The 22252-nt window shown below is 53.1% G+C and carries 37 protein-coding genes and 1 tRNA gene; 23 read left to right on the top strand and 15 right to left on the bottom strand.

Features of this window, described 5'->3' with window-relative positions; translation table 11 throughout:
• Window positions 1-2: 2 nt before the first annotated feature.
• The 11 genes from LVD14_RS09185 to LVD14_RS09135 form a co-directional block, all read right to left on the bottom strand.
• Entirely contained in the window at window positions 3-350 is a 348-nt protein-coding gene (locus LVD14_RS09185) for a hypothetical protein (RefSeq protein ID WP_237133789.1), read from the bottom strand.
• A complete protein-coding gene (locus LVD14_RS09180; RefSeq protein WP_237133788.1) occupies window positions 347-649 on the bottom strand; it encodes a DUF1364 domain-containing protein in 303 nt (100 codons plus the stop codon). Before LVD14_RS09180 ends, LVD14_RS09185 begins: the two co-directional genes overlap by 4 nt.
• Window positions 646-834 carry a hypothetical protein gene (locus tag LVD14_RS09175; RefSeq protein WP_237133787.1) on the bottom strand — a complete coding sequence of 63 codons (189 nt, stop codon included), beginning with the start codon at window positions 832-834 and terminating at the stop codon, window positions 646-648. Before LVD14_RS09175 ends, LVD14_RS09180 begins: the two co-directional genes overlap by 4 nt.
• A complete protein-coding gene (locus LVD14_RS09170; RefSeq protein ID WP_317622710.1) occupies window positions 831-1310 on the bottom strand; it encodes a DUF1367 family protein in 480 nt (159 codons plus the stop codon). Before LVD14_RS09170 ends, LVD14_RS09175 begins: the two co-directional genes overlap by 4 nt.
• Window positions 1310-1471 carry a hypothetical protein gene (locus tag LVD14_RS09165; RefSeq protein WP_237133785.1) on the bottom strand — a complete coding sequence of 54 codons (162 nt, stop codon included), beginning with the start codon at window positions 1469-1471 and terminating at the stop codon, window positions 1310-1312. Before LVD14_RS09165 ends, LVD14_RS09170 begins: the two co-directional genes overlap by 1 nt.
• On the bottom strand, window positions 1468-1938 hold the full coding sequence (locus LVD14_RS09160) for a hypothetical protein (protein WP_237133784.1): 471 nt from the start codon (window positions 1936-1938) through the stop codon (window positions 1468-1470). Before LVD14_RS09160 ends, LVD14_RS09165 begins: the two co-directional genes overlap by 4 nt.
• Window positions 1935-2111: a hypothetical protein gene (locus LVD14_RS09155; protein WP_237133783.1), complete on the bottom strand. Its 177-nt coding sequence runs from the start codon at window positions 2109-2111 to the stop codon at window positions 1935-1937. The genes LVD14_RS09160 and LVD14_RS09155 overlap by 4 nt, the downstream gene beginning before the upstream one ends.
• Window positions 2104-3507, bottom strand: coding sequence for a replicative DNA helicase (dnaB, locus tag LVD14_RS09150; RefSeq protein WP_237133782.1), 1404 nt, complete (start codon window positions 3505-3507; stop codon window positions 2104-2106). The genes LVD14_RS09155 and dnaB overlap by 8 nt, the downstream gene beginning before the upstream one ends.
• Window positions 3504-4301 (bottom strand): hypothetical protein, encoded by a 798-nt coding sequence (locus tag LVD14_RS09145; RefSeq protein ID WP_237133781.1) that lies wholly within the window; start codon window positions 4299-4301, stop codon window positions 3504-3506. Before LVD14_RS09145 ends, dnaB begins: the two co-directional genes overlap by 4 nt.
• A gap of 2 nt (window positions 4302-4303) precedes the next feature.
• Window positions 4304-4525, bottom strand: a complete 222-nt coding sequence (locus tag LVD14_RS09140) for a hypothetical protein (protein WP_237133780.1) — start codon at window positions 4523-4525, stop codon at window positions 4304-4306.
• Between the two features lie 870 nt (window positions 4526-5395).
• Window positions 5396-5596 carry a Cro/CI family transcriptional regulator gene (locus tag LVD14_RS09135; protein ID WP_237133779.1) on the bottom strand — a complete coding sequence of 67 codons (201 nt, stop codon included), beginning with the start codon at window positions 5594-5596 and terminating at the stop codon, window positions 5396-5398.
• Window positions 5597-5688: 92 nt separating this feature from the next.
• On the opposite strand from LVD14_RS09135, the gene LVD14_RS09130 reads away from it, so the two are divergent.
• The 3 genes from LVD14_RS09130 to LVD14_RS15655 all read left to right on the top strand — a co-directional run bounded on the left by LVD14_RS09130 (window position 5689) and on the right by LVD14_RS15655 (window position 8071).
• Complete coding sequence (locus LVD14_RS09130; RefSeq protein ID WP_237133778.1) at window positions 5689-6348, top strand: LexA family protein; 660 nt, start codon at window positions 5689-5691, stop codon at window positions 6346-6348.
• A 51-nt stretch (window positions 6349-6399) separates the two neighbouring features.
• Window positions 6400-6741, top strand: a complete 342-nt coding sequence (locus LVD14_RS09125; protein WP_237133777.1) for a hypothetical protein — start codon at window positions 6400-6402, stop codon at window positions 6739-6741.
• Window positions 6742-6853: 112 nt separating this feature from the next.
• Window positions 6854-8071 (top strand): HNH endonuclease, encoded by a 1218-nt coding sequence (locus LVD14_RS15655; RefSeq protein ID WP_411268272.1) that lies wholly within the window; start codon window positions 6854-6856, stop codon window positions 8069-8071.
• A 145-nt stretch (window positions 8072-8216) separates the two neighbouring features.
• Here the strand turns inward: LVD14_RS15655 and LVD14_RS09115 are convergent, their stop codons facing one another.
• The 3 genes from LVD14_RS09115 to LVD14_RS15650 are packed head-to-tail and all read right to left on the bottom strand — an operon-like array spanning window position 8217 to window position 9420.
• Window positions 8217-8684, bottom strand: a complete 468-nt coding sequence (locus LVD14_RS09115) for a hypothetical protein (RefSeq protein ID WP_237133775.1) — start codon at window positions 8682-8684, stop codon at window positions 8217-8219.
• Window positions 8681-9154: a type II toxin-antitoxin system HicB family antitoxin gene (locus LVD14_RS09110; RefSeq protein WP_237133774.1), complete on the bottom strand. Its 474-nt coding sequence runs from the start codon at window positions 9152-9154 to the stop codon at window positions 8681-8683. The genes LVD14_RS09115 and LVD14_RS09110 overlap by 4 nt, the downstream gene beginning before the upstream one ends.
• Window positions 9151-9420, bottom strand: a complete 270-nt coding sequence (locus LVD14_RS15650; RefSeq protein ID WP_411268271.1) for a type II toxin-antitoxin system HicA family toxin — start codon at window positions 9418-9420, stop codon at window positions 9151-9153. The genes LVD14_RS09110 and LVD14_RS15650 overlap by 4 nt, the downstream gene beginning before the upstream one ends.
• 426 nt (window positions 9421-9846) lie before the next feature.
• On the opposite strand from LVD14_RS15650, the gene LVD14_RS09105 reads away from it, so the two are divergent.
• The 18 genes from LVD14_RS09105 (at window position 9847) to LVD14_RS09020 (ending at window position 20904) form a co-directional block, all read left to right on the top strand.
• Window positions 9847-10185, top strand: a complete 339-nt coding sequence (locus LVD14_RS09105) for a LuxR C-terminal-related transcriptional regulator (RefSeq protein WP_237133773.1) — start codon at window positions 9847-9849, stop codon at window positions 10183-10185.
• Between the two features lie 88 nt (window positions 10186-10273).
• A complete protein-coding gene (locus LVD14_RS09100; protein ID WP_237133772.1) occupies window positions 10274-10549 on the top strand; it encodes a hypothetical protein in 276 nt (91 codons plus the stop codon).
• On the top strand, window positions 10546-10899 hold the full coding sequence (locus LVD14_RS09095; protein WP_237133771.1) for a hypothetical protein: 354 nt from the start codon (window positions 10546-10548) through the stop codon (window positions 10897-10899). The genes LVD14_RS09100 and LVD14_RS09095 overlap by 4 nt, the downstream gene beginning before the upstream one ends.
• Window positions 10880-11095 carry a hypothetical protein gene (locus tag LVD14_RS09090; protein WP_237133770.1) on the top strand — a complete coding sequence of 72 codons (216 nt, stop codon included), beginning with the start codon at window positions 10880-10882 and terminating at the stop codon, window positions 11093-11095. The genes LVD14_RS09095 and LVD14_RS09090 overlap by 20 nt, the downstream gene beginning before the upstream one ends.
• 35 nt (window positions 11096-11130) lie before the next feature.
• Window positions 11131-11922 (top strand): RecT family recombinase, encoded by a 792-nt coding sequence (locus tag LVD14_RS09085; RefSeq protein ID WP_237133769.1) that lies wholly within the window; start codon window positions 11131-11133, stop codon window positions 11920-11922.
• The gene (locus LVD14_RS09080; protein WP_237133768.1) at window positions 11922-13577 is read left to right on the top strand and encodes a YqaJ viral recombinase family protein; all 1656 of its coding nucleotides are present in this window, start codon (window positions 11922-11924) and stop codon (window positions 13575-13577) included. The genes LVD14_RS09085 and LVD14_RS09080 overlap by 1 nt, the downstream gene beginning before the upstream one ends.
• A gap of 44 nt (window positions 13578-13621) precedes the next feature.
• A complete protein-coding gene (locus LVD14_RS09075) occupies window positions 13622-14161 on the top strand; it encodes a hypothetical protein (protein WP_237133767.1) in 540 nt (179 codons plus the stop codon).
• Complete coding sequence (locus LVD14_RS09070) at window positions 14158-14406, top strand: sigma factor-like helix-turn-helix DNA-binding protein (RefSeq protein ID WP_237133766.1); 249 nt, start codon at window positions 14158-14160, stop codon at window positions 14404-14406. Before LVD14_RS09075 ends, LVD14_RS09070 begins: the two co-directional genes overlap by 4 nt.
• Complete coding sequence (locus tag LVD14_RS09065) at window positions 14403-15299, top strand: DNA cytosine methyltransferase (protein ID WP_237133765.1); 897 nt, start codon at window positions 14403-14405, stop codon at window positions 15297-15299. The genes LVD14_RS09070 and LVD14_RS09065 overlap by 4 nt, the downstream gene beginning before the upstream one ends.
• Window positions 15296-15817 (top strand): class I SAM-dependent methyltransferase, encoded by a 522-nt coding sequence (locus LVD14_RS09060; protein ID WP_237133764.1) that lies wholly within the window; start codon window positions 15296-15298, stop codon window positions 15815-15817. Before LVD14_RS09065 ends, LVD14_RS09060 begins: the two co-directional genes overlap by 4 nt.
• Entirely contained in the window at window positions 15814-16101 is a 288-nt protein-coding gene (locus LVD14_RS09055) for a hypothetical protein (protein ID WP_237133763.1), read from the top strand. Before LVD14_RS09060 ends, LVD14_RS09055 begins: the two co-directional genes overlap by 4 nt.
• Window positions 16102-16804: 703 nt before the next feature.
• Window positions 16805-17095 (top strand): hypothetical protein, encoded by a 291-nt coding sequence (locus tag LVD14_RS09050; protein WP_237133762.1) that lies wholly within the window; start codon window positions 16805-16807, stop codon window positions 17093-17095.
• A complete protein-coding gene (locus LVD14_RS09045) occupies window positions 17095-17790 on the top strand; it encodes a hypothetical protein (protein ID WP_237133761.1) in 696 nt (231 codons plus the stop codon). The genes LVD14_RS09050 and LVD14_RS09045 overlap by 1 nt, the downstream gene beginning before the upstream one ends.
• Window positions 17790-18641: a hypothetical protein gene (locus tag LVD14_RS09040; RefSeq protein WP_237133760.1), complete on the top strand. Its 852-nt coding sequence runs from the start codon at window positions 17790-17792 to the stop codon at window positions 18639-18641. Before LVD14_RS09045 ends, LVD14_RS09040 begins: the two co-directional genes overlap by 1 nt.
• 3 nt (window positions 18642-18644) lie before the next feature.
• The gene (locus tag LVD14_RS09035; RefSeq protein ID WP_237133759.1) at window positions 18645-18782 is read left to right on the top strand and encodes a hypothetical protein; all 138 of its coding nucleotides are present in this window, start codon (window positions 18645-18647) and stop codon (window positions 18780-18782) included.
• Window positions 18779-19198: a hypothetical protein gene (locus LVD14_RS09030; protein ID WP_237133758.1), complete on the top strand. Its 420-nt coding sequence runs from the start codon at window positions 18779-18781 to the stop codon at window positions 19196-19198. The genes LVD14_RS09035 and LVD14_RS09030 overlap by 4 nt, the downstream gene beginning before the upstream one ends.
• A 106-nt stretch (window positions 19199-19304) precedes the next feature.
• Entirely contained in the window at window positions 19305-19550 is a 246-nt protein-coding gene (locus LVD14_RS09025; protein ID WP_237133757.1) for a hypothetical protein, read from the top strand.
• Window positions 19551-19761: 211 nt separating this feature from the next.
• The gene (locus LVD14_RS09020; protein ID WP_237133756.1) at window positions 19762-20904 is read left to right on the top strand and encodes a tyrosine-type recombinase/integrase; all 1143 of its coding nucleotides are present in this window, start codon (window positions 19762-19764) and stop codon (window positions 20902-20904) included.
• A 31-nt stretch (window positions 20905-20935) separates the two neighbouring features.
• Here LVD14_RS09020 and LVD14_RS09015 read toward each other — a convergent pair.
• Window positions 20936-21012: transfer RNA gene (locus tag LVD14_RS09015), tRNA-Arg, on the bottom strand.
• Between the two features lie 142 nt (window positions 21013-21154).
• On the opposite strand from LVD14_RS09015, the gene LVD14_RS09010 reads away from it, so the two are divergent.
• Both LVD14_RS09010 and LVD14_RS09005 read left to right on the top strand, forming a co-directional pair.
• Window positions 21155-21583, top strand: coding sequence for a hypothetical protein (locus LVD14_RS09010; protein ID WP_237133755.1), 429 nt, complete (start codon window positions 21155-21157; stop codon window positions 21581-21583).
• A gap of 88 nt (window positions 21584-21671) precedes the next feature.
• Window positions 21672-22217, top strand: coding sequence for a tetratricopeptide repeat protein (locus tag LVD14_RS09005; protein ID WP_237133754.1), 546 nt, complete (start codon window positions 21672-21674; stop codon window positions 22215-22217).
• The last annotated feature ends 35 nt before the right edge of the window (window positions 22218-22252 follow it).

The raw sequence follows: 22252 nt of genomic DNA, 5'->3' as shown, positions 1-22252 counted from the left end.
ATTCACTCATGATGCGCCCCGCTGATTGCAAACTTGATGTATTCCTGTCCTTTGGCCGTTTTAACCTTGCGCACTACCGCCTGACTGATGCGCGAATCATTAAAACCGTACTTTGCCTGCAACACGTCCTGAAACGGTTTGATCGGGTTGTCATAGTCGGCCTGCATGTTTGATACCCCGAATTCGTATTCGACCTGTAGCGGGCCAGCAGGCAGCGCAATCGTCGCCGGCAATAACATCGACAGGGCGTGCGCGTATGACTTGTACTGCGGCGTCTTAAACCGCCTTCCCTGCCAGGCCTCGTTGACTGACATCGGTTTGATGCTGACTGTGTGCATTTTTACTGTCATGCGATTTTCAGAACCCCTAATTCAAACAGCGCCCGGATCGTTCGGGTCTGCGCTCTGCGCATGTAGAACAGTTTGTGCGCCCGCCACTCGTCAGACTTAACCCGGCCATCAACAACGTCATGGCACGCACTGCAGCCGAACGCGCCTGATATATCGTCAGCCTTCAGTGCAACGCCATGGGACTCGTCAGGGAAGTGACAGAACACAACCGACTCCGAGTTGTAGTTGCACACCCCGGCTATGTTGATCAGGCATTGCTGACCCTTGGCGGCGTTGGTGATTTTCTTACTGCGAATCATTGACCCAACCCCTTCGCCGCTTCCCGTTTCGCAACCTCAGCATCGTTGTGCATGCCGCCGTGTTTGTACTGGCCGTTGACCCGGTATAGAACCTCGTAACGATTCCCGAGCTTGCTGACCATGCTGCCGTTTTTCTTATGCTCGATGCAGTGCGGGCTGATTACTTTCCATTCGGATTCTTTCATTGGTCAAAGCTCAGCAACTGGTTAATGGTGTTTTCAGCAACCTGCTCTGTCATGCCATGCACTCTGGAAAGCACCAGGCGCCAGACGGTGTTGAACACGGCCCGATACAGTTCGTTGAATTCGGTTTCATCCATCTCGGCAAAGCTGATCGATTGCGCCTCATAGCGGACTTCGTTTTTGATGTTGACGACCATAACTCTGTAGCCGGCCAGGATCGTGATGTCCTTTCTGAATCGCTCGAAGTTCTTTTCGGGGGTCACAATCTCGCCATCCAGTTCCACCGGCTGCGGCTCCCAATAATCAAATGCGAAGTTGAGCAAGGCGAAAAATTTGCGGTGAAACTTGGCGTTGCGCGGCTGTCTGACATCGGCCAGCATCAGGGCGCCATTTTTGACGCGGTTGAGCGTGGCCATGTCTGTCTCGTTTGCAGGGCGCAATGTGCCACCTGGGCATTTGATTAGATGGAGCTGGCTCACTACCACCACCCCGCAGGCTTGCCGGTTTTAATCTCTTCGATGCGCGCCTCAAGGTGTGCAATGGTTCGCTCTGCGCGTTCGGCCTCGGCCCCAACCAGAGCGTCCTGACTCTGAATGCGGTTGATCGATTCGCGCAGCATGGATAGTTCGGTTGCGTTCATGCGGCCTCCTTATCGTCGGTCAGCATCGCGATAATTCGTTCTGCGTCTGCCCACGGCGATTCCTCTTCTGACTCCCATGGGAATTCGGAGGCAGGGCCGTCCATGCTGTGAAATCGACTGAGCGACTTCCAGTCTCGTATTGATATTTCCGAATCATCCCAAGGGCATGGATTGTCAAATACCCGCACGCTTATTTCTTTGGGGTCGACAGGGCCGCTCCAGTCAATGCCGTACTTTTTACCAATCAGCGCCCATCTTGCGAGCATAGCCATAGCGTTGCAGAATCGCTCGTAACTCTCGGTAACTTTGAATCCGCTATGCTCGTGGGTAACTTCAAATCCAATGAAAGTGAAGTTCGTTATGAGGAGGCCCGGTGCCCAATCAAACTTGCAGGCAGTTGTTTTTAACTTTCCACCTTTGTCGCCGTTACACTCGTATTCAAAATACTCTGGCTTGCTATCGCTCATGCAGCATCCTCCCTCATGGGTTTGTACTCGATATCGAGCATCGCGCAGATTTTTGGCATTTCGCGGTTGCGGGCTTCGATGCGCTTGGATCGCTTATCGACCGGGCCTTTCTCGGCTCGCTCAAACAAATCAAGCATCATGTCGCCAAGCTGCTGTTTGATTTCTTTAGGCACGGAAACCCCCTTTGCGGCCACTCGCATGGTTTTGAGGTTCTTCTGGTGGGGTATAGCCGACACTGCTTCTGAATCGGCTGTAGTTGAGCTGGGCCTGAAGGTAAACGGTGCCAAGCGGCCCGTTGCGTTGTTTCCTGATGATCGCCTCGGCGGTATCGTTCATCGGGGTTTCTTCGTCATAGACTTTATCCCGATACATCATGATCACGACATCAGCATCCTGCTCGATGGCGCCAGAGTCTCTAAGGTCTGACATGACCGGACGGCGATTTTTTAACGGCCTGGACTCTACTGATCGGTTAAGCTGACTGATTGCAACGACCGGGCAATCCAGAGTCCTCGCCATGGTTTTCAGGTTGTTTGAAATCTTCCCCACTCTGCGGTTGTTGTCGTCATCTTCATCGCCCATGATCTGGATGTAGTCGACAATAATTAGATCCGGCTTAACACCAGACTTGCCTGCGATCTTCCTGGCGCGGCTCAACAGCTGAGCGCTTGTTATTCCGGGCTGATCGTCAATGTAAAAATTCTTTCCCTTCATCTTCGAGACTGCCGAAGTCAGCGAAGTGAAATCTTCATCGATCAACTTCCCTGATCGCAGGCGCTCAAACGGAACGCCGCCAATGTGTGAAATCGATTTCAGGTTGATCTGCTCTTTGGGCATCTCAAGGCTGAACATGATTACGCACTTATCAGCCATCACCGCGTTGTCAGCGATATTGAGCGAGAAGGTTGTTTTACCCATCGAGGGGCGACCAGCGACAATCACCAGATCGCCATTGCAAAGCCCGCAGGTCATCCGATCAAGGTCAACAAATCCAGTCGACAACCCAATCAACTCGCCCTTGTGCTTGAAACGCTCTTCGATGCTGGCGACCGTTTTTTTCAGAATTTCATCGATGTGGTTTGGCTCGGCACTGGCTCGAATCTCAACGCCCGCCGCCAGAGATTGTGCTTTGTCGATTTTCCACTGCGCTTCTGATCCGTCATAACCGATGTCGGCTATTTCGTTGCCGATACGAATGATCTGACGTGAAACCGCCCGCTCGCGGATAATGTTCGCGTAGTGTTCAGCGTTTGATGATCCACGACTGTTTGACGAGAGCTCAACCAGGTAATCAATGCCGCCCGCTCGATCAAGGTCTCCAGCCTTCTCCAGCGCTTCACTGAGTGTCACCGGATCAATCGGCAACGACTGGACAGCCATGGCCTGAATGCGGCGCCAGATCGTGACATGCTCGTGGCGGTAGAAATCGTTTTCGGTCAGCCAGTCGATATCGAATATCACACGGTTATCTGAAATCACTGAGGCCAACAGAGCTTGTTCGGCTTCAACGCTATGCGGCGGTACGCGCAGCCCTGTGACATTGCTTTTCTGTTGAGCTACGGCGTTCATGCTGCTTTCCTGTGCTTCAAGACAGCCTGGCGCCCTGCTGTCGTCAGCTGGTAACAGCCAGTGTCATCCATCCACCAAAGTTTGAGATAACCGCCGCGAACGTAATTTCGGAATGCCTTGGGCCAATCACGATATCGTTTGCCAGAGGTCAGCATCCGATCCCTGAACTCAAGCCAAGCCAGCTCCAGAAACTCATGCGGAAGGTTTATTTCGTTCGCGTAGTCGAAAACGGGATCGTCGTCAGGAATCGCTTTTCGATTTCCAGAGCGGCACGAATCGATATAGGTTTGAATTTCGCTCAGAGGCTTTCGGTTTTTCGGTTTTTGTTTTTCAACAGAATCAGCTGAATCCCCCTGCAAGGGGGTAAGGGGGTTATTTATATCTTCTCTTCTCTTCTCTTCTCTAGGTAACGCACCACTAACGCTGCTTGCGTTACCTTTTGCGTTACCTTTTTGTTTGTGCGATGCGACCCTTTTTGCAGTAAGTGCGCGATTCTTGGCGGTTTTTCCATTGTGCCTGTCAAAGTTCGGCAGACTGATGATTCCATCACTTTCAAACATCCAACCACTGGCGATCACCGCATCACAGAAGCCAGTAACGCCAACATTACGATCTAGCAACATTTTGGTAACGCTCGGAGCGTTACCATTTTCAGTGTGTTGATCGAACCAACCCCAGATGCGCAGCAGCTTACCAATTACGGCATCCGGGTCGATCGACAGCATGGCCGCAATCGCCCAGACTTCGGGCTTGTCAGATGTCGTCACTTCGAATTTGATCCAGTCGCCGGCCATGATTAACCCTGCCCCTCGACCTGACCACGCCGCGTCGATCCAGTAACCCGATACCCTGGGTACTGACTGACGGCCTGACGTGATGCCTGCGAATGCAGATGCGCTGGCGTGTTCACCACAACAACGTGATTGCCTTTTCGCAGGGTGATTTGATACATGAATACAGGACGCGAGAGATGCAACTCAGTGGCGCTTTCAAGTGCTGTTAGCTGATCTGTTTGCATGAGCCCTCCTGTTTATCGTTATTCAGCCCTGCCAGGCCGCTTTCGCCCAAACCTGGCAGGGGTTTCCTCTCGTCATCGTGGGCCGCTACCCTTAAACCACTCACGCCAACCAGTAATCAGCCGTGGTTAAACTGACTACCTCAACGGCAAACCATTCGGGTACTGCAGCAGCCCTTCTCTTCGCGTGGGTATTTGATGCGCCCTGCAAACTTAATTGCAGCACGGCTTGATCAAGAGCGCTTAGGCCGATCCGCTGCGCTTATACCGAGGATTACGCAGCCTTTCTTTTCTCGCCTCGGGTGAACATTGAATTCTTTGCTCTTCACATACCCGGCTGGCCTCTCCACCCCCGCCCAGATTTTGGTTGCGACTCCTACTCTTAGGGCTCGTTCGCAATGGGAGAAGCCATGCGGCTATGCCCTGCCAGATAACCCGCTGACAGCACCGGGACAACGCCCGGTTATCGCCGGCCGGATCGTGATAGTTTCTGGCGAGCGTGAATTCGTCGCTTCTGCTGTGATCGGGAACGAAAGCCTTGGTGGCCGGTTTTGTATGGAGTGAGCTTTGGTATGGGAGGACTGAGATTGACATCCGCAGCCTCTTTCAAGCGCTCAAACGCATTTGTCACCGCCAGCATGCTTGCCAAGTAACTCGCGAAACGCATGGCCCTTCCTCCAATGTGTTAAAACCCAAACTCTTCTGCCCAAAAAGCCGCAATTAAGCGGCTGGGCATAATCCCTAAATTTGGCGACTCACTTACCTTCCGTCGCGGCCTTATGGAACTTCGGCCATTGCTCTAATGCTGTATGAATTCACACCCCACACTGGTAACTGTTGCCAAAATTTTTTGGCGGTATGATGTAGTCATGGTTATGCGGCTGAGTCCTCGACCTGGCTATTCGGACCCCATTCAGCTGGAGTCTTGTCCGGAAACAAAAGGCAAAGGGTTTGCTTGCGCGCTGCTGGAATCCCGGCTTTGCGCCATCCAGAAACTGATGCAGGCTCGATTCCAAAGATGGACGCAACCTTTGCTGTTCCGCCAAGAAGGTCGATTATTTGTGAATCTGTCATGGTCATCTCCGCGTTCAGATAGCCTAATGTTAGGCGCACCTAATTCTAAAGTCAAGGTATACCTAACAGAGAAACTGTTAGGATTGCCTAATATGAAAACATGGCATGATCGACTGAATATCGCGCTCGAAAACTCCGGACTGACGAAGGCAGATCTGGCCAAACGTATTGGAGTTTCAAGGCCAACCGTCACTGATTGGACAAAGGGCAACATTAAGACAATAAGTGGCGGGAATGCTGAAAAGCTCAGCCGTCACCTTGGGGTTAGCGTTACATGGCTGCTCACAGGTCACGGGGCTATGCGCCCAAATTCTGAAATCGGAGAAATTAACGCCGCATATACTTTTGGAAAAATGAACCGAATACCCTTGGTTTCTTGGGCTGATGTGGGCGCCTGGTGTGAAAGTAGGTACACCTTCGACCCCGAGCGTGCAGAAGACTGGCTGCAGCCTCCAGAAAAGGTAGGTGATGGCACGTTTGCAGTTGTGGTGGTCAACGACTCAATGATAGCCCCCTACCCCGGCATGAGATCCTATCCCCAAGGAACGATTATCTATGTTGATCCAGAAAAGGTGGTAACCAATGGCTGCAGAGTGGTGGCCAAGGCTGGTGGCGAATATATGTTCAAACAGTACATAGAGGATGCAGGCAAGAGATACCTAAAGCCATTAAACCCGACCTATGAGAAAATCGAATTCACGGAAGATGTCCAAGTTTGCGGTGTAGTTATAGGAAGTTACCTGCCTGAGTAAAAGACAAGGAAATGTGGCGGAACAGTCTGCCACCCAGCAAAAGGAGCTGATATGAAAGCCTTACCAATCGTTGCATTGTTGCTCGTCACTCTACTTCCCCCGGCGCTCGGCTTAGCTCAAAGCTACCAGCCAGATCCAGCCCAAACCCGCGCCCTCGCCTACTTCAAAGGCGATGATGAGCCTTCTGTGAGGGATGCAATCTGGGCCAGCGAATCAGTTTTCAGGGTCGGCATGATCAATGATGGAACCGATCGCTCGGGATTCGCTCGCTATGTTTGCCAGGTGCTGAATTCAGATTTTTCTATTCGGGGCGTCGAAGTTCAGGTTATTGATATCGCTATTCTGGCTAGAGATGGCCGTTGGGAGCGCATAGGGCGTGCTCGCTGCGACTAAAGGTCCAGCTACTGGCAACTCAATACACACCCATTTGGGCAATGATCTGTGCCCGAGAAACCTTATAGACTCAAGCCGCACAATAATTAAAATCACAAAAGCGAGCTGAGCTATGGGCAGATACTTACGTTTCTGGAAATTCCTGACGATTCTGATAATAGTGTTCCCGGCGCTGGCGTGCGCACATGGCGGCGGTCTCGACTCATACGGTTGCCACAATCAAACGGCGACTGGGACTTACCACTGCCACCAAGGCCGATTTGCTGGGCGGTCTTTCCCCTCTAAAGATGCGATGCTTAGGGAGTTGGGATCAAGCCCAACCACCCCTACGACACCTACAAGCCCCACAGGCCCCACGAGCCCATCTAACCCGACGACTGGCGACAAGGGCGCAGTGTCCCCTCCCTATGATCGCGATCTATACCGTCACTGGGTTGATGCTGACAGCAACTGCCGAAATGCACGACACGAGGTGCTACTGATCGAGAGTATCGTACCAGCGACGTTGAGCGCTGACGGCTGCACTGTCGTCGCAGGCCTGTGGCTAGACCCATACACTGGCGTTAATTACACTGATCCGAGCGATTTGGATATCGATCACATGGTTCCGCTGCAGGAGGCTCACAACAGTGGCGCCTATAGCTGGGATGCAGGCAGGCGCGAAGCATTTGCCAATGATCTGGTTCTATCCAAAGCCCTGATTGCCGTCAGTGCCAGCGCAAACCGGTCTAAAGGTGCTAGGGATCCCGCAGAATGGCTACCGACAAACGCCAGCCATCGCTGCGACTATGTGAAGAACTGGATGGAAGTTAAAAGGCGATATGGTCTTGAGATTGATAGCGCGGAGCGTGAAGCCATTGAGGCTGTCCTCGGGGCCCCTATTTCGGCTGGCTCTCGACTTGAATCAGCTGGCTGGGACGAGATTAAGCGCCAATCATCCTCCGCTGTTTTTGGCCTTGGCGTGCGAAAACTCAGCCAGTGCGCCTATAGCTCACAGGTTTCGCCATCAGATCAAATTCAGATTACGGTGTCTGTACTTCCAGATCGGGCGCATATTGGGCAGCGGTTCGATATTTTCCTGGTTGCAGACATCCCTGCTGGGCTGTTCTCTATTGATCCAGCTGGTCGTTTCACGCCTTTCAATGGTGATGTGGCGTCCCTGGTGCCTTTCCAAGACGATGTTTATCTTCGGCAGAGCCAAGAGGTCTCTGTTTTCACAGGCGCCCTGAATGATGAGTTGGTCATGAATCTGTTTATCGGATATGCAACCGAGGGCGGGGACTTTGTCTATACCGGCGCACCATTGCCGCTAAGGGTGACAGACAATTAGATGGAAAGGGTAACCCGCCCCTCTCGGGGCGGGATTGACTCAGCGGCTTCGCTTCCTGCTGGGTATAGCTATATTTAAGATTATGCTGCGGCTCCTTGCCACTTATTTTCGAAATTTAGCGGGGCTGATCGCGCGACGAAAGCGATCAACCTTCAGCGCTCTTAAGGGCAGTCCGGAAGTCAACTGGCAAATAGAAACCACGATATTGAGATTTATTGAAAATATCTTCCAGTGTAACGCGGATATCATCGTAGACTAATGACATTATTTCCGCAGTGTAGGCTTTGGGCATGGGGTCGTCACACTCTATCTTCTTTGTTACTGACAACACCAGTCTGAAACGAACCTCTGCCCGAAAAAGCAACTCTGGGTCGTCATCAGTAATTGAAGACTCGGGGTCGAACTCATGATCCGCGTCGGCCATCTGAACCCTAACACCTACAACATACTCCAGTTTATCCCCAACGTTCGCCGAGCACAGCTCGTCTTCATCTTTAATCATAAAGCCAATTCTTACTGCCACTGTTTCGGCCTTTTCAGACAGTTGCTCGATATCGACCAAGCAAAGACTCTTTTCAACAAGCAGCAAATTGTCTATAAAGCCGGTTTTCATAACTTTGCACTCGCGCTGGAACCACCTGTTTTCCTATCAAACTCTATCTTCGTGTCAGAGAATTGCGGCTTCTCGCTAGGCTGAGTCGGAACGTTATAGTACGTATAGTGGTAGTGAACATCCCCAGATTTGCGCCCACCATTAAGGTGATGATAAATAGCTTGGGCCACAATGTGGTTGATAGACTCGCCGGAATTCGCCGATCTAACCGCCAGAGCTCTATGCTGCTCTGGCTTTATTCGAATGTTAAAGCTGCCAGTAAATGGCTTGTCCGGGTCTCGACCTATTTCTTGACAAAGCTCCAGATATTCATCAACCGCATCCTTAAATGCTTTCTCGATTTCAGGGACTGTATCGCCCTGGTAGCTAACAACATCGTTCACGAATAGCAATTTGCCGTGTAAGCACATCCCCTCAAAGTCACACTCAACGGTTCCTAAGTAACCTTTGTGTGTCAATGTCTTAGTCATGGTAATACTCCAGTTTCTTTCAGTGCTTTTATAACGTCATTGCGCGCGCCTATCACCACATCCTTCTGAGGATGTGTTCTATGCAACAAAATAATGTGTTTTGTATCGCGATGGACGAATCGATATGACGAGCTTCCCTTCTTTGAGGGAATGTCTTGGTAACCCAAATAGGACAAAATTGCACATAACTCACGCCACGAAAATACGAGCTTAGGATTATCCTTCAACTTTTCTAGCAGCTTTTTACCAGTTGCCAAACGTATCACCGTACCGTTTTCTGCAACTATATATTAGTTGCACTACCTTATTCAACAATTTTAACAGTGTTGCCACGAATACACTGTTACACCCCTAACATCCACGCCCTACACAAAACCCACGCAAATACTAATATTGAGAGTTTCCGCCCAGTATTCACAAATAACAGGCAGATCCATAACTTAAGCTTTTCAACCCATAAATCTAATCACCTCCTAAATCTACGTCACCTACCCAAATGGCTAATGCGCTCTTCGCAAAAACCGCACTATTTCGCCAGAGTTAGGTTTACCTAATTTTATTCTTGACATATAAGTTAGGCGCGCCTAATCTATAACCATCAGCCACCCCGCAGGTATCCGAGAAGGCCCGCGAGAACTGCTTAAAGGGTTGAGCCACCCAGGGCGGCTGAAAAACAAGATGAGGGACTGGAAATGCACTTGGTATTGAACACAGAAGCAGCCAACAGACTGCCCCGGCGGGAAGGTGCGGCACTGCTGCACGCTGCTGAGGGTTGCAGCATCAAAGCCAGTGCCAGAAAGATGAATTGCGGCACTGAAAACGTGAAATCTGCCCGTAACAACCTGTTCTGGAAACTTGATGCACCCAACATCACAGCAGCAGTTGCCGAGGGCTTCAGGCGCGGCTATCTGAAGTACATACCTGCCATTGCACTGTGCTTTTTGACACTGCTGGGCGGCGGTGACGAGCAGATGCGATACAACCGAGTCGCACGGACGGTGCGCATTGTGAGAATTCGGGAGGCGTCATGAATCTTGAAACATCACGTCGAGTGTTGGTTTACATCATGGGTAGCTGGCTCCTGATTGCGGCCACCATTGAAACAGCGAGGGCGATTCTATGAGCGCAGCACTACGCATCTGTCAGGCCCGTTACGACGATTTGCAGCCACCCTGCGAGGAACCAGTAAACGGCACTGCAAAGCTCACCGAGCGCGAGACATACAACGTCGAGATTGTTGTCACTGTCCGCCACAGCGAAGCGGTAACGATTCAGGCGACCGATTGCGATACCGGCAAGCTGGTCGAGATTCCCCCGCAAGTCTGGGGCTGCTTTTGGGATGTGGTTGATGTGTCCTATCGGGCTGCTGAGAAGATCAGGAAGGGTGAGGTATGAGCGAGCTGACCCTGAAGCCGGAAGAAGTGTACGAATCCCTGAGCAACGCATCAACGGGCGAGTGGTCCGCATTCAGGGTGAAGGCCATTGACGGCTTCGAGGTTTTTGGCCGATGGATCGACGGCCCTGATGCTGGCATCAGCGCGATTCTCGACAGCGATCCAGCCAACTGGAGAGTGCCAGCGGATCGGCGAGCGGAAACGCTGAGCGCCTGCTTGGCAATCGTGGACACGCCGGAGATTAACCGACACATCGAGGCGTCGTTCGCCTTACACAAAGCTGTGGTTGCGCTCTACAAAGTGGGCGCCCTGAAAATGCCGGAGGCATCACATGAACAGATTCGAGTTTGACCTTGCACGAATCCTGGGTGGCAAGAAGCCTGTCGCCCCAGCCAGCGAGCCGGGCGACATCAAAGCCCTGCGCGTGACGATGCCGACAAAGCGCCTGACCGATCCAGATTTTGACTATGTGCCGGCCTGCGCCACCGATCTGAAAAAGACGTTCCGCAAGGTGCAGCAGACTCGGCAGAAATTGATCAACGGCTAATCGAAGTAGCAACCAATAAACGAGGGACAAGGATCATGAACGAGACAGTAACAGATTTGCAGGAATACAGAGGCGACCGCGAAAGCACGACAGCGCTCGTACTCGACCCGACAAGCATCCAGAGCATGATGTCTCTGGCTAAAACAATGTCTGAAAGCCGCGTGACGGTGCCGGATCACCTTAAATCACCGGGCGACTGCCTTGCTGTGATTATGCAGGCGATGCAATGGGGCATGAACCCCTTTGCTGTTGCGCAAAAGACTCACCTGGTCAATGGCAAGCTGGGCTATGAGGCTCAGCTGGTCAATGCCGTTGTCTCTGCCAGTGGCGCTATCAAGGGCCGGTTTCACTACGAATACCAAGGCGAAGGCGATGCGCTGTGCTGCAGAGTTGGCGCAATCCTGCGCGGCGAGAATGAAATCACATGGAACGAGTGGCTTTGCATAGCTGATGTCACCACCAAAAATTCACCACTTTGGAAAACCAACAAGAAGCAGCAGCTTGGCTATCTCCAGTTGAAAAACTGGACCCGCCAATATGCTCCGGGCGCGATTCTCGGCGTCTACACCGTGGATGAGCTGCAGGCGGAGGTCGAATTGAATCCGCGCCAGCAGCAAGGTAGCGCAAAGCGAGATGAATTGCCGTTCTACTCCGATGAGGATTTCAACACGAACTTCCCCAAATGGGAACAGATCATCGAGTCTGGCAAGAAATCTCCGCAACAGATCATCGACACCGTGAGCAGCAAAGCGGTGCTTACCGAGGGCCAGCGCCAGGCGATTCTCGACCTGACCCCCGTCACTGAAACTGAAGGAGCGCAATCATAATGAAACATACAAATCTTATCCAAGGCTCTGAAGAGTGGCTGGCCAACCGCCGACAGCGTTTTAACGCCTCTGAGGCGCCCGTCATGATGGCTGCCAGCTCAAAGATGCGCCGCAATGAATTGCTGGCGGCAAAGGCTGGCTATGGTGATCGTGAATACAGTGATTTTGTTCAGCGCCTGTTCGACAAAGGCCATGAGACTGAAGCGCAGGCCCGCTCACTGCTCGAAGAGGACATCGGCGAAGAACTGTACCCAGTATCAGGTGTATCTGATTGCGGTCGCTACGCTGCCTCATATGACGGCCTGACCATGCTGGAGAACATCGGCTTTGAACACAAGCTGTGGAATGAGCAGCTTGCCGAAGCGGTGCGCAATAAAGAATTGCCGCCTGAGTATTACTGGCAGCTCGAACATCAGATGCTGGTGAATCCTGACATTGATGTGATTTATTTTGTGGTGTCTGACGGCACTCGCGAGAAGCGCGAGATGCTGGAATATAGAGCCGTGCAAGGCCGTGATCTTGAGCTTATCCGTGGTTGGTCGCAGTTTGAAAAGGATCTGGAAAACTACGAACACGAAGTGATCCCGGCAAAGCCAGAAGCTGAACCGATTGACTCATTCCCTGCCTTGCGCGTCAGCCTGGTCGGCGAGGTTCAATCATCCAACCTGCCAGTGTTCCGATCTGCTGCGCTGGACTTCATCAACGGCATAAACACTGATCTGCAAACCGATCAGGATTTCGCCAATGCTGAGGAAGCAGTCAAATTCTGCGACAAAACCGAGAAAGAAATCGAGGTCGTGAAAAAGGCTGCGCTGGCTCAGACATCCAGCATCGAAGAGCTGTTCCGATCACTGGACGACATCAAGGAAGCGATGCGCAAAAAGCGTCTGGCATTGAGCAAGCTGGTCGCAGAGCGCAAAGAGCAGATTCGCGCCAGTCTGGTGACGAAGGGCCGTACCGCATTCCAGTCCGCACTTGATGAGGCCAACAAGGAATTTCACCCGGTTCGCATCGAAGTCGCTGCGCCTGACTTCTCAGCTGCGATCAAAAACAAGCGAACACTGGAAAGCCTTCGTGGCGCTGTTGACGACGAACTGGCAAAGGCCAAGATCGCGCTGAATGAAAAGCGCGACCACATCCGAGAGTCACTAAAGATCATCAACAGCTACGGCTCTGAATATCAGTTCCTGTTCGCAGATAAGCAGCAGTTGGTCGACAAACCGCATGATCACCTGCAGTTGCTGGTCGACAAACGTGTTGACGATCACAAGGCTGCAGAGCAAAAGCGCATCGATGAGCTGGCTGAGCGCAAAGCCGCCGATCAGCGCCGCAAAGAGCAGGAGGAAGCTGATCGTGTTGCCGCCCAGGAGCGCGAGAAACAGCGCCAGGCTGATGCTGTAGCACAGACTGGAATACCAAATTCAGATGAGCGTAAACCTGTCCGATCGGTGCCAGATACTGAGGCGTCCAAGCCCGCTGCCGAGTTTCCCAAGACTACGACCCTGGATATCGCGGAAGTAAAAACGCGCCCAACTGACGACGAAATAATTGAGGTGCTGGCACTGCATTTCCGTGTCCATGAATTCAAGGTGATCGAGTGGATTGGCAACATCGACCTTGAGCGGGCCAGCCGAAAACTGGCGGGCAACTTCTAACCGAGTCCCCAAGACGGCCCGGAAAGACGGGAAGCCGTGCCAGTGTGCTACCGCTGGGGCGCACGAAATTAACTGAGAGGGAATGGATGATGATGCTTGCAGAAATTATTTCAAAGATAGACCAGCGCAAGTCAGATCGCGAACGGCTGATAAAGGAACACAAAGCCGCAATAGAATCTGTGGACTCAGAGCTTCGCGACCTTAGGACAAAGCTGGCAATTTCCAATTCCGGCCTGAATATCTCGACTATTGATCTTGCCAGGAAGGTTCTTTCGATTGGAGGCGTTTACCAGCCCACTCAGGGACGAGACTCGGTTGTAAGCTCGGCGATCTCTGATCTTGCTGCTGGGTGTCAGCACATGGCCAAAAGGTTTCACGGCGTAAAAATCTACTCAGGATTCGGCGAGCAGCGATGCGATTGTGAGTACGGATACGGGCCGCGTCACGGGAGCATTGTGTTCAGCGTCGGCCTTCTCAATCCGCGCACAGAGCTGACTGACGAAGAGCGTGATGCAGCGATTTACTACCTGCTCAACATCAAGGCCGTAACCGAGGCCGAACAGAAAGCCAAGGTGGCGGCATGAGCTCGCGAAGCGCAAACAACCTGGTCGAAATTTCAATGTCCCACGAAGAGATAGGTCAAATTCTAGGCGTGTCCAGATCCACTGTCGGTGATATTGAACGCAGAGCCATGGAAAAAATACGCAGAATGAGGACTCCGGTAGCGCAGCGGATGCTCGGTTATTTCGAGCACCTGGACGAGAAATCTGAAGCGCCGGATGAGTACCGGGTGTCTGATGAAGTGCATGCAGGGGAGGCGCTGTCGTGAGCATCACATTGAACAGTTATTTTTCCGGCGCAGGGCTGATGGATATCGGTTTGATAGAAGCCGGTTTAAGGATTGCTCAGTCGTTCGAGATTGACCCGGTTGCCTGCCGCGTCCAGCGCGAGAACCTGAAGCATGATGTGGTCGAGTGCGACATTACCCAGAAGCTCGCCCTTGATGAACAGGACTGTGATGCCATGGTGTTCACGTATCCCTGCACAAAGTACAGCACGATCGGTGATATTCACGGCGTCAGGACTGGTGACGAGCTGTTCCTGCATGCGCTCCGACATCTGGCAATCAAAAGACCAGAGGTTTATGTGGTTGAGAATGTGCCGGGCATGCGGGCCTTCCCGGTTGTAATGGAGGCCATGACACGGATGCCTGACTACTACGTGCAGACATTCTGCCCGATCAAGTCCAGCACATGGCTGCCGCAGGAGCGCAACAGGCTGATCATCATCGGCAGCCGTCGAAACTTTGCATGGCGTCCACCAGAAGCCGGTCGAGCAGTGCCACTGGCCAGCATCCTCGAATCAGATCCGCGAGTAACGCTGCCCACTGCAATTGCTGCGCGCATGAATGGCAAGTATCGAGACCTGCCTATCATTTCCGATCCTGAGCGCGGCGATATCGCACCTTGCTGTGTTGCTCATTACGCAAAAGACAAAAGCACCCGGCTGGTGGCTGACAAACGCTTTCCTATGGGTGTGCGCCCCTACTCTGTGCGCGAGTGGGCAAGGCTGCAGGGCGTGCCAGATTGGTTTCAGTTCAATTGCTCAGACACTGATGCTTACCGGCAGATCGGTAATGGTGTGAGCGTTCCAGCGGCGCGGTGGATTGGCAATGAAATCCAGCGGTATTTCAAGGCGGGTGTTGCGGAGATGGTGGCATGACAATACAGCTACCTATCATTCTCGACCCATGCTGTGGCAGCAAAATGATGTGGTTCAACAAGCATCATCCAGACGTCGTGTTCGGAGATAAGCGGCACGAATCTCTCACAGTCACCGACAGATCGCATGGCCGTGCAGATGGTACGCGAGCGCTTTGCATTGAGCCGGATGCGTTAATGGATTTCCGCGCACTGCCCTACCCGGACTCTACATTCCACCTGGTTGCTTTTGATCCACCCCACCTTCTGAGAGCAGGCCCGCGAAGCTGGCTGGCCGCGAAGTACGGAAAACTCAGCACCGACTGGCGTGACGATCTGCGACAGGGATTTGCTGAGTGCTTCAGGGTTCTGAAGCCGAATGGCACTTTGGTATTCAAGTGGAATGAAACCCAGATCAAATTGCGTGAAGTTCTGGAGCTGGCCCCGCAACAGCCATTGTTCGGCAACACGGCCGGCAAGAAGAACGGGACTCACTGGATTGTCTTTATGAAGTTAGAAAGCTCGGAGCCGGTGGCATGAACATGAATCCCCCGCTCAGCCAAAATCATCCTCTTCGCACGGAGCCTTTAAAGGCGTGGCCCTACGAGGTGTATGTCGCCTACCGGAAACCAGGCAGCCGGAAGCTGACAAAGCACCACAGGTTCTACGTCAAAGCTCGCGGTGAAGCGGCAGCACTGAACGCAGGCATGAGAATCGCGCGTGAATTTGGATCGCTCAAACACGAAGGCGCCAGGCTGATACCTTCGCGACCAGTGTCTGCCAGACCGCTTGATCTACAGGATGTGATCGGGGCTGAGCTGTGACAGAAGATCTCTTCAAATCCGCTGAGGCTGAAGATAGCAGACGTGAGTTTAAGGACAGGTTGCATGCTCTGTTTAATGAAACAGTGAGCGGACAAATGAGTTTGCAATACGCGCCCTGGTATCACTTTTGGTGGCGGGCACTAGATCTACAGGAACAGCAGATCAAGAAATATTACACGCGCGAATTTTATTGTTTCACACGGCAATACATTGATGAGCTGACAGCCTGGCTAAAACTTAACTGCCCGACCAAAGGCAGGTTCCATGGGTGCGGGAAATACAGTCCGATTGATCACATTTTATCTGGGCATTGAGAGGCGATATGACACCAATACAGAAAGTTACTGCGCACATCTACATGTGCCCAACAGGATGCGGATGTCTTTGGAAAGACAATCGGGACGACACAATGTCGCTGTTTGGTCCCAACTCAAAGTCATGTGATGTTTGCGAATCACTATCGCTTCATGAGCTGGTTCCACTCTACTCCACACCCCAGCCCCCTGCGGTGGCGGGTGGCGGGGAGGCTGGCTCCTATGCCGCGATACTCATTCAGGCGCGAGAAGAGTTTAAAAGCGGCAACTGGCATTTTCCAATGAGGCTGCTTGACCAAGCCATCCTATGTTCACAGCAGACAGTCCCTGCTGTGCCAGATGGCGGCTGGTCTGGCTGGGCCTGCCAATACCCCGGCAGGAAGCCTCGCTTGTACGGCTCCAGAGAAATCGCTGAGCTGAACTGCTACACCGAGCAGGGTGATCGACTGATGTTTTTATCAGAGAGGCCACTGCCTACGGTGCCGGATGCCATAGCTGAATTCATCGCAAAGAAGAAGTCCGAGCTTGAGCAGTACACAGATGAATATTGCCATCTAGAGCCAGATACAAATTCCGCAGTGTGGTCCTCCGAATACCATCAACAGCACGAAGAGGACATCAGCGAATTCATTGCTGAGCTTGAGTCAGTGCTCGCAGCAGCACAGCAAGGAGGTGAGTGATGCCAGTCGTGCAACTTTCACTGGGCGAACTCCTTTTCCAATTCAATTCGATGCAGGCCTGGGTAAATCAGGCACAGAGAATCTGGAAAATTCATCGTGTCAGATCCGAGGACACAATCTGCGTTGACTCAGTCGGTCGAATTGTAACCAAGGGCGCTGAGTTTATGCGCGCCGACCGAGAAAGCACCTACCCCATATTTGTCTACAGAAAGCTGACTGATGATCCGCTGCCCCGTGCGCTGCCGGATGGGTGGATGCCAATCCTGGGCACTTGTCTTGGCATTCCCACCAAGCTGCTGAACGAACAACAAGCTAAGGCCAACCACAATCAGTCGCTGACCATGCTTAGGGAAAGAGGTGGCATTTCACTCGATGAGGCTCTTGCGATTGCAGAAAAGCGAAAATGGAGATCAATAGACGGGCAAAAATCTCTGTCAACTTTAACGAACATGCTCGCAGCCGTACAGCAGCAGTGGCCATCCTGGTACGGGGCTGACACTCCGTGGCCGCTTCACGATGTTCTAATTGCGCTTGCCGAGGCAACCCAGCACTTGTTGGACGACCATAATTGCGACCGACACGGGCACGAAGTCTGGCGCCTATGCGAGAAACGGGCTACCGAAATTGTCGCACTGATAAAGAATAGCCGTGCGCCAGCATCAAAGAATGCAGCACAGCAAGGAGCCGCCCAATAATGGAAACCAAAATAGTTATCGCAGGCTCAGACGCCCACAAATACGACAAATCGGACTGGGATATTGCAGTGATACCAGTCTACCTGAACGCCCAAGACCTGCCGCATACAGTGACCATTGAGCAGGTCGAGGCGATGATCAAATACGCCTGCTTTGCATGGTCCCTGCGCTATGTCGGCCACACGCTGCATTACAAAGGGCTTTACCACTCTGTTCACAAGCCTGGTGCTGTTGTCGTCACCTACACCACAGGCGATGTCATCTATAACCGATACGGCCAGAGAACAGCCGGCCTTTGCATGTACCACTACCGGGACTGGAACGGAAAAAAGTGGGTCATGGATTCGTGCGAGGTCTACATCGACAAGGCTGCCAGGCCGGTTGCAGATGATTTTGCGCTGGCTTTGATGATGCACGAATTCGGCCATGTCTGCGGCATTGCAGGACACATTGACGAGCCAGGTCACGTCATGAGTACCGGCAGGCACAGAAACTACATATTGACGCTCAGGGACTGTCAGGCGCTCGATAACTGGAACCCCTACCCTGTTGCCCTTAATCGAGACTTCAGCCTGTCCTGTCCATCAGTGGATATGCCAGACGGCCATCATAAGTGGGTCGATCTTCCGTACACCGGCAACCACTTTATCCACTCATGGGAGATCGGGCGCGAGACAGTCTGGGAAAAGCAGATCGCCTGCAACAACGTCACGTTCGGTGATCTTGTCGAGCACCAGGGCCAGATGTGCCAGCGCCTACACATGGCAGACGTTCAAGGGCTTGATCTGAAGGTGTGGGCGGATCTGGTTATTGCGCCCAATGGTCGGGTGATTCTTCGGCATGCGGAGTGAGTGATGTTCATACGAATAGTTTGTGATGGCTTTGATTTGATGCTCAGTGACTATGATCCAAAAGACGTTGATGACCAGGAGATGTTGGCTGAAGCCTTTTTATTGCTGCATAGGCGCGCCCAGGCGCGGGAGGAAGCATGAAACGGAACACCCTGCGAGAAAGCCTGAGACAGCAGCGGATCGAGAACGTGAATGCGCTGGTCAAGGTGATCGGTGACTGCGGGCGGCACTTCTTCAAATATGAAGGCCGGTACGCCAGCATTGAAGTGGATGATCGCGGGCGCGCTTGGTGGATCGACCAATACACCGAGAAGCGCATTTACATGCACTACTCTGGCCGGTGGCGTGGCTTCAGTAATGGTGGCACTTTGCGCGACCTGGCTAAAGATCTTCGTGAGTATGTTGTGAAGGGAACACGAGTGCCTACCCATCACTTCGGTCCATGGCCTGACTGGTACTGCGGCGGCGACCCCTGGGGATACGGCAAAGACATGGAGACCGTCAGAGAGGCTGCGCGGTCGCTCGGGGTCGTTTCTGTTTTGAGTGCTGCAGCATGAAAAAAGCCGACTGGAAAGAGACTCGATCACAGCGCCAGCTGCGCATGCGCGTATGGCTTACCGGGATGCGGACTATGACTTTTGAGCGGGCTGAACAGGTGTTGTCATGCAGACAATGATCAGCGGCGGGCCAATTGCCAATAGCGAAGGTTGGGCCAAGATCCCGTTTGCGGGGCGGCTGGCTCACTACTGGCTGCCTGACGAAATCGAAGGCTACTCAGCGATTCACAAGGGTGAGCGGGTGAGCTTCTGGAAATCACGGTGTGGCGTTGAGGCTACTACCTATAAAGGCGTATCGATGTTGGAGCGTGGTAACTGGCCGATGTGTAAGCGGTGCGGGAGGTTATCGTGAGCTCCCTGCCCCGCTTCATTCGTGCCAAAGATGCCCCTGAATACCTTGGCATGAACCGCAATCAGTTCAACAATGAGGTAAAGCCCAGGCTGACCGTTATCGAGCTCAGCAAGCAGAACCGCGCATACGATCGCCTTGACCTCGACGCCATTGCCGACGATATTAAGCGTCGCAACGGGCGTCCTCCTGCAACACTTAGTGGGGATTCTCTATGGGTACGAAAAGAATGCCAGGACTCACCTTCCGGAAGGGTACCTGGCACATCGATAAGAAAGTCAAAGACTACGGACGCCTTTGTGAAAGCACTGGCTACAGTAGCATCGAAGCGGCAAACCAGTACCTCGCGGACCGGTTAGCTGAGATCAGGCAGGCGCAACTATCTGGGCGGCCACCCGTCATCTGGCGGCAAGCTGCAACGAAATACCTGCTTGATTACCAGGACAAGGCATCGATCTCGGATGATGCAAGGCATTTGGCGGCACTGGATTCCTATATTGGAGACTTGCGGCTAGAGCACATCCATGACGACGCGCTGCGTTCTTTCATTGATGCCAGACGCACGGATGGCATCAGAACAGCCTCTATCAACCGTGCACTGGCTGTCGTTCGACGGGTGCTCAATCTGTGTGCTCGATCATGGCGGCATCCATCGGGCAAGACCTGGTTGGAAACTGCACCACTGATCACGATGCAGAAGCCACCCCAAGGGCGCAGTGATTCAAGAAAGCCCTACCCTCTGGACTGGGACGAACAGGAACGGCTCATCAAGGCCCAGCACCCGAAGCTGGCCCGCATGACGCTCTATGCTGTGAACACCGGCTGCCGGGAGGCTGAGGTTTGCGGACTGCGCTGGAGGTGGGAATGGAAAACCGACAATGAAGCGCTGAAAGGTCGGGTTTTCATCATCCCGGGTGATGCGGATCTGGTGGATGGTACCGGCGTTAAGAATCGCCAGGACAAACTGGTGGTGCTCAATGACGTCGCTCACTCGGTAGTTGAAAGCTGCCGCGGCGAGCATCCTGAATTCGTGTTTACGAACCAGGCAGGCAACCCGGTTAAAAAGATGCACACGACCGCATGGAAGTTTTCATGGATTCGTGCGGGACTGCCAGATGATGGTGTGTATCTGAAGGGAGTGCACAACCTGCGTCATACGTGCGGCCAGAGGCTTCGCGCTGCAGGTGTATCAAACGAGACGCGCAAGACGATCCTTGGCCATAAGAACGGCGACATCACGAGTCACTATTCTGAAGCAGGGATTTTGGAGCTACTGGAAGCGGTAAACCGGCTCTGCAACGCGTCCCGCAAAACTCCCGCACTGACGTTGGTGAAGCTAAGTGCGGGGGGATCGTAACAGGTAAAAGGCTGAATGTACTGCGAAAAAATGGCGCACCCGGCATGATTCGAACATGCGACCACCTGATTCGTAGTCAGGTACTCTATCCAGCTGAGCTACGGGTGCGTTGAGGGTGCGTATTATATATAACTGGCAGTATTTTCAAAGCCCTTTTTGATATTTTCTGTAGAAATTTCCAGGGTCGGGGTGGTCGTGCTAAGATCGGGAATCTTTTGTTTCGCTCTACATATTGTCTAAGGGTCGCATTATGCCTATATCAATAAAACAAACGCTGGGCGCCGTTGGAATGGCTGGCCTGTTGATGGTCTCTGGGGCCGTGCTGGCTGATTTTGAGGCTGGGGTTCGGGCTTATGAGTCGGGGAATTACCGGGCTGCGATGATGGAGTTCACGCAGGAGGCCAATCAGGGGCATGTGCAGGCTCAGCGCCGCCTGGGGGAGATGTATCGTACGGGTCAGGGGGCTTCGGCGCCGGATCTGGTGCAGGCGGTTAAGTGGTTGACGCTGGCCTATGTGAATGGGGAGCGGGATCTGGCGCCTACGCTGGAGATGATTCGGGAGAGTCTGAGTGAGTCGGATGTGGTTCGGGGTGAGCAACTGGCGCTGGAGTGGCTGGAGGATGCCAACCGTGTGGTGTTTGCTGACGATGATACGGACAGTCTGTACGAGCAGTTCTGAGCGGTTTCGTTTGAATTCTTTTCGCTGGATGAGTTCTGCCCTGCCGGTGCGTGCCTTTAGGCGCGTGGCCTGCGGGGCAGTTTGCGTTTTGGGGTTGTGCTTTTGGGCGGCCGGGGCATTCGCTCAGTCGTCGGATGGGCTGGCTGCATTACAGGCTCGCGCAGAGGCTGGTGAGTCGGCGGCGCAGTTTGCGCTGGGCACTCGGTATCTGAATGGCGAGGGCGTGGCGGCGGATAATTTTGAGGCGCTGCGGTGGTTTACGCTGGCGGCGGATCAGGATAATGCCAATGCGCAGTACAACATTGCCGTGATGTATCTGAATGGCCTGGGTGTGATTCGGGATGAGGCTGAGGCGCTGGAGTGGTTTTTGAAGGCCGCGAATAATGGTGACCGGCAGTCGCAGTTCACGCTGGGTGTGGTGATGTTTAATGGCCGGATGGGTGCGCCGCAGAATACGGCGGAGGCCTATCGCTGGTTTACGCTGGCCGGTGCCGGTGGGCATCAGAGTGCGGCGGCCAATGCGGTGCTGATCCAGGAATTGCTGCCCCCTGCCGAGGTGGAGCGTGTTCAGCGGGAAGTGCAGCAGTGGATTGAAGAGTTCAACAGCCAGCAGGCGGGCTCGCCCCCATCTTAAGAAAGGTCTTGAGTACGGTCTTGAGGAAGGTTTTT

Origin of the sequence: Pseudohongiella sp. O18, assembly GCF_021729085.1 — a bacterium.
In the GTDB taxonomy this organism is placed as follows: domain Bacteria; phylum Pseudomonadota; class Gammaproteobacteria; order Pseudomonadales; family Pseudohongiellaceae; genus Pseudohongiella.
The sequence above is the reverse complement of the archived record's forward strand: the minus strand, read 5'-3'. Positions and strand labels throughout refer to the sequence as shown.

Excerpts from the sequence above, each read along its gene's own strand:
- LVD14_RS09035 (WP_237133759.1), top strand. The coding sequence starts at position 18,645 with ATGTTCATACGAATAGTTTGTGATGGCTTTGATTTGATGCTCAGTGAC.
- LVD14_RS09175 (WP_237133787.1), bottom strand. The coding sequence starts at position 834 with ATGAAAGAATCCGAATGGAAAGTAATCAGCCCGCACTGCATCGAGCAT.
- LVD14_RS09020 (WP_237133756.1), top strand. The coding sequence starts at position 19,762 with ATGGGTACGAAAAGAATGCCAGGACTCACCTTCCGGAAGGGTACCTGG.
- LVD14_RS09100 (WP_237133772.1), top strand. The coding sequence starts at position 10,274 with ATGAGCGCAGCACTACGCATCTGTCAGGCCCGTTACGACGATTTGCAG.
- LVD14_RS09180 (WP_237133788.1), bottom strand. The coding sequence starts at position 649 with ATGATTCGCAGTAAGAAAATCACCAACGCCGCCAAGGGTCAGCAATGC.
- LVD14_RS09095 (WP_237133771.1), top strand. The coding sequence starts at position 10,546 with ATGAGCGAGCTGACCCTGAAGCCGGAAGAAGTGTACGAATCCCTGAGC.
- LVD14_RS09025 (WP_237133757.1), top strand. The coding sequence starts at position 19,305 with ATGCAGACAATGATCAGCGGCGGGCCAATTGCCAATAGCGAAGGTTGG.
- LVD14_RS09030 (WP_237133758.1), top strand. The coding sequence starts at position 18,779 with ATGAAACGGAACACCCTGCGAGAAAGCCTGAGACAGCAGCGGATCGAG.
- LVD14_RS09115 (WP_237133775.1), bottom strand. The coding sequence starts at position 8,684 with ATGAAAACCGGCTTTATAGACAATTTGCTGCTTGTTGAAAAGAGTCTT.
- LVD14_RS09085 (WP_237133769.1), top strand. The coding sequence starts at position 11,131 with ATGAACGAGACAGTAACAGATTTGCAGGAATACAGAGGCGACCGCGAA.
- LVD14_RS15655 (WP_411268272.1), top strand. The coding sequence starts at position 6,854 with ATGGGCAGATACTTACGTTTCTGGAAATTCCTGACGATTCTGATAATA.
- LVD14_RS09160 (WP_237133784.1), bottom strand. The coding sequence starts at position 1,938 with ATGAGCGATAGCAAGCCAGAGTATTTTGAATACGAGTGTAACGGCGAC.
- LVD14_RS09055 (WP_237133763.1), top strand. The coding sequence starts at position 15,814 with ATGAACATGAATCCCCCGCTCAGCCAAAATCATCCTCTTCGCACGGAG.
- LVD14_RS09105 (WP_237133773.1), top strand. The coding sequence starts at position 9,847 with ATGCACTTGGTATTGAACACAGAAGCAGCCAACAGACTGCCCCGGCGG.
- LVD14_RS09145 (WP_237133781.1), bottom strand. The coding sequence starts at position 4,301 with ATGGCCGGCGACTGGATCAAATTCGAAGTGACGACATCTGACAAGCCC.
- LVD14_RS09045 (WP_237133761.1), top strand. The coding sequence starts at position 17,095 with ATGCCAGTCGTGCAACTTTCACTGGGCGAACTCCTTTTCCAATTCAAT.
- LVD14_RS09060 (WP_237133764.1), top strand. The coding sequence starts at position 15,296 with ATGACAATACAGCTACCTATCATTCTCGACCCATGCTGTGGCAGCAAA.
- LVD14_RS09140 (WP_237133780.1), bottom strand. The coding sequence starts at position 4,525 with ATGCAAACAGATCAGCTAACAGCACTTGAAAGCGCCACTGAGTTGCAT.
- LVD14_RS09070 (WP_237133766.1), top strand. The coding sequence starts at position 14,158 with ATGAGCTCGCGAAGCGCAAACAACCTGGTCGAAATTTCAATGTCCCAC.
- LVD14_RS09080 (WP_237133768.1), top strand. The coding sequence starts at position 11,922 with ATGAAACATACAAATCTTATCCAAGGCTCTGAAGAGTGGCTGGCCAAC.
- LVD14_RS09135 (WP_237133779.1), bottom strand. The coding sequence starts at position 5,596 with ATGACAGATTCACAAATAATCGACCTTCTTGGCGGAACAGCAAAGGTT.
- LVD14_RS09040 (WP_237133760.1), top strand. The coding sequence starts at position 17,790 with ATGGAAACCAAAATAGTTATCGCAGGCTCAGACGCCCACAAATACGAC.
- LVD14_RS09090 (WP_237133770.1), top strand. The coding sequence starts at position 10,880 with ATGAACAGATTCGAGTTTGACCTTGCACGAATCCTGGGTGGCAAGAAG.
- LVD14_RS09110 (WP_237133774.1), bottom strand. The coding sequence starts at position 9,154 with ATGACTAAGACATTGACACACAAAGGTTACTTAGGAACCGTTGAGTGT.
- LVD14_RS09010 (WP_237133755.1), top strand. The coding sequence starts at position 21,155 with ATGCCTATATCAATAAAACAAACGCTGGGCGCCGTTGGAATGGCTGGC.
- LVD14_RS09125 (WP_237133777.1), top strand. The coding sequence starts at position 6,400 with ATGAAAGCCTTACCAATCGTTGCATTGTTGCTCGTCACTCTACTTCCC.
- LVD14_RS09165 (WP_237133785.1), bottom strand. The coding sequence starts at position 1,471 with ATGAACGCAACCGAACTATCCATGCTGCGCGAATCGATCAACCGCATT.
- dnaB (WP_237133782.1), bottom strand. The coding sequence starts at position 3,507 with ATGAACGCCGTAGCTCAACAGAAAAGCAATGTCACAGGGCTGCGCGTA.
- LVD14_RS09185 (WP_237133789.1), bottom strand. The coding sequence starts at position 350 with ATGACAGTAAAAATGCACACAGTCAGCATCAAACCGATGTCAGTCAAC.
- LVD14_RS09130 (WP_237133778.1), top strand. The coding sequence starts at position 5,689 with ATGAAAACATGGCATGATCGACTGAATATCGCGCTCGAAAACTCCGGA.